Source organism: Collimonas sp. OK607 (assembly GCF_900111995.1).
Classification (GTDB): Bacteria; Pseudomonadota; Gammaproteobacteria; order Burkholderiales; family Burkholderiaceae_D; genus Collimonas.
The window spans coordinates 1-3,048 of sequence record NZ_FOKF01000083.1; the positions used below are offsets into that span (position 1 = coordinate 1).

Annotated in this window: 2 rRNA genes; both read right to left on the reverse strand. The window is 50.9% G+C overall.

The features are described from left to right. Positions 1-48 precede the first annotated feature (48 nt). A 5S ribosomal RNA gene (rrf, locus tag BM029_RS25425) occupies positions 49-161 on the reverse strand. Positions 162-340: 179 nt separating this feature from the next. Beyond that, a 23S ribosomal RNA gene (locus tag BM029_RS25430) occupies positions 341-3,048 on the reverse strand; the annotation flags it as partial.

Here is a 3,048-nt window from a genome sequence, read left to right on the forward strand (position 1 = left end):
CAAAGCAAAAACCCTCTGAACGTTTGTTCAGAGGGTTTTTTAATAAAAGCCTGACGATGACCTACTTTCACACTGGTTGCAGCACTATCATCGGCGCAAAGTCGTTTCACGGTCCTGTTCGGGATGGGAAGGGGTGGTACCAACTCGCTATGGTCATCAGGCATAACTTGTAACCGCTGTTCGTTCTCCAGGTGGAGCAACGCACAACGCAATCTAGAAGAAGTAGTTTTTTAACCCGACCTCACCAGGGTGGGTGAGGTCGGTTGGGTATGAATGTCCAAACGGTGTGTTGAGCACCTTGGCAAACAAATAAGCTCATCATATAACCTGCTAAGGTTATAGGGACAAGCCTCACGGGCAATTAGTACTGGTTAGCTTAACGTATTACTACGCTTCCACACCCAGCCTATCAACGTCCTGGTCTCGAACGACCCTTTAGGGGAATCTAGTTCCCGGGAAATATCATCTCAAGGCAAGTTTCCCGCTTAGATGCTTTCAGCGGTTATCTCTTCCGAACTTAGCTACCCGGCAATGCCACTGGCGTGACAACCGGTACACCAGAGGTTCGTCCACTCCGGTCCTCTCGTACTAGGAGCAGCCCCCTTCAAATTTCCAACGCCCACGGCAGATAGGGACCAAACTGTCTCACGACGTTTTAAACCCAGCTCACGTACCACTTTAAATGGCGAACAGCCATACCCTTGGGACCGGCTACAGCCCCAGGATGTGATGAGCCGACATCGAGGTGCCAAACTCCCCCGTCGATATGAACTCTTGGGAGGAATCAGCCTGTTATCCCCAGAGTACCTTTTATCCGTTGAGCGATGGCCCTTCCATACAGAACCACCGGATCACTATGTCCTACTTTCGTACCTGCTCGACTTGTCAGTCTCGCAGTTAAGCACGCTTATGCCATTGCACTATTAGCACGATGTCCGACCGTACCTAGCGTACCTTCGAACTCCTCCGTTACACTTTGGGAGGAGACCGCCCCAGTCAAACTGCCTACCATGCACTGTCCCCGATCCGGATAACGGACCAAGGTTAGAACCTCAAACAAACCAGGGTGGTATTTCAAGGTTGGCTCCACGAGAACTAGCGTCCCCGCTTCAAAGCCTCCCACCTATCCTACACAGATTGGTTCAAAGTCCAATGCAAAGCTACAGTAAAGGTTCATGGGGTCTTTCCGTCTAGCCGCGGGTAGATTGCATCATCACAAACATTTCAACTTCGCTGAGTCTCGGGAGGAGACAGTGTGGCCATCGTTACGCCATTCGTGCAGGTCGGAACTTACCCGACAAGGAATTTCGCTACCTTAGGACCGTTATAGTTACGGCCGCCGTTTACTGGGACTTCAATCAAGAGCTTGCACCCCATCATTTAATCTTCCAGCACCGGGCAGGCGTCACACCCTATACGTCCACTTTCGTGTTTGCAGAGTGCTGTGTTTTTATTAAACAGTCGCAGCCACCTTTTTATTGCAGCCCTTTCGTCCTTCTGGCGCAGGCCAGTCAAACTACCGGGGCGTACCTTATCCCGAAGTTACGGTACAAATTTGCCGAGTTCCTTCTCCCGAGTTCTCTCAAGCGCCTTAGAATACTCATCTCGCCCACCTGTGTCGGTTTGCGGTACGGTCTCGTTAGACTGAAGCTTAGAGGCTTTTCTTGGAACCACTTCCGATTGCTTCGTGAATAAATTCACTCGTCCCATACCCTTGAATTACGCTGCCGGATTTGCCTAACAGCCTTCTCTGATATAGGAACCGGGACTTCCAACACCCGGACAACCTTCCGCGATCCGTCCCCCCATCGCATCTAACGACGGTGCAGGAATATTAACCTGCTTCCCATCAGCTACGCATCTCTGCCTCGCCTTAGGGGCCGACTCACCCTGCTCCGATGAACGTTGAACAGGAAACCTTGGGCTTACGGCGTGGAGGCTTTTCACCCCCATTATCGCTACTCATGTCAGCATTCGCACTTCTGATACCTCCAGCATCCTTTACAAGACACCTTCGCAGGCTTACAGAACGCTCTCCTACCATATCCTTACGGATATCCGCAGCTTCGGTGACTGGCTTAGCCCCGTTACATCTTCCGCGCAGGACGACTCGATCAGTGAGCTATTACGCTTTCTTTAAAGGATGGCTGCTTCTAAGCCAACCTCCTGACTGTTTTAGCCTTCCCACTTCGTTTGCCACTTAGCCAATCTTTGGGACCTTAGCTGGCGGTCTGGGTTGTTTCCCTCTTGACGTCGGACGTTAGCACCCGGCGTCTGTCTCCCAAGCTCGCACTCATCGGTATTCGGAGTTTGCAATGGTTTGGTAAGTCTCGATGACCCCCTAGCCATAACAGTGCTCTACCCCCGATGGTGATACTTGAGGCACTACCTAAATAGTTTTCGGAGAGAACCAGCTATTTCCAAGTTTGTTTAGCCTTTCACCCCTACCCACAGCTCATCCCCTAATTTTTCAACATTAGTGGGTTCGGACCTCCAGTGCGTGTTACCGCACCTTCATCCTGGCCATGAGTAGATCACTTGGTTTCGGGTCTACACCCAGCGACTGAACGCCCTATTCGGACTCGATTTCTCTACGCCTTCCCTATACGGTTAAGCTTGCCACTGAATGTAAGTCGCTGACCCATTATACAAAAGGTACGCAGTCACGGAACAAGTCCGCTCCTACTGTTTGTATGCACACGGTTTCAGGATCTATTTCACTCCCCTTCCGGGGTTCTTTTCGCCTTTCCCTCACGGTACTGGTTCACTATCGGTCGATATCGAGTATTTAGCCTTGGAGGATGGTCCCCCCATGTTCAGACAGGATTACACGTGTCCCGCCCTACTTGTTGCAAGCTTAGTTCCACAATGATCATTTCGTATAAGGGGCTATCACCCTCTATGGCCGACGTTTCCAAGTCGTTCTACTATGTCCACTGCTAAAACTTGCGGCTGTTCCCATTTCGCTCGCCACTACTTTGGGAATCTCGGTTGATTTCTTTTCCTGCAGCTACTTAGATGTTTCAGTTCGCCGCGTTCGCTTTGCAT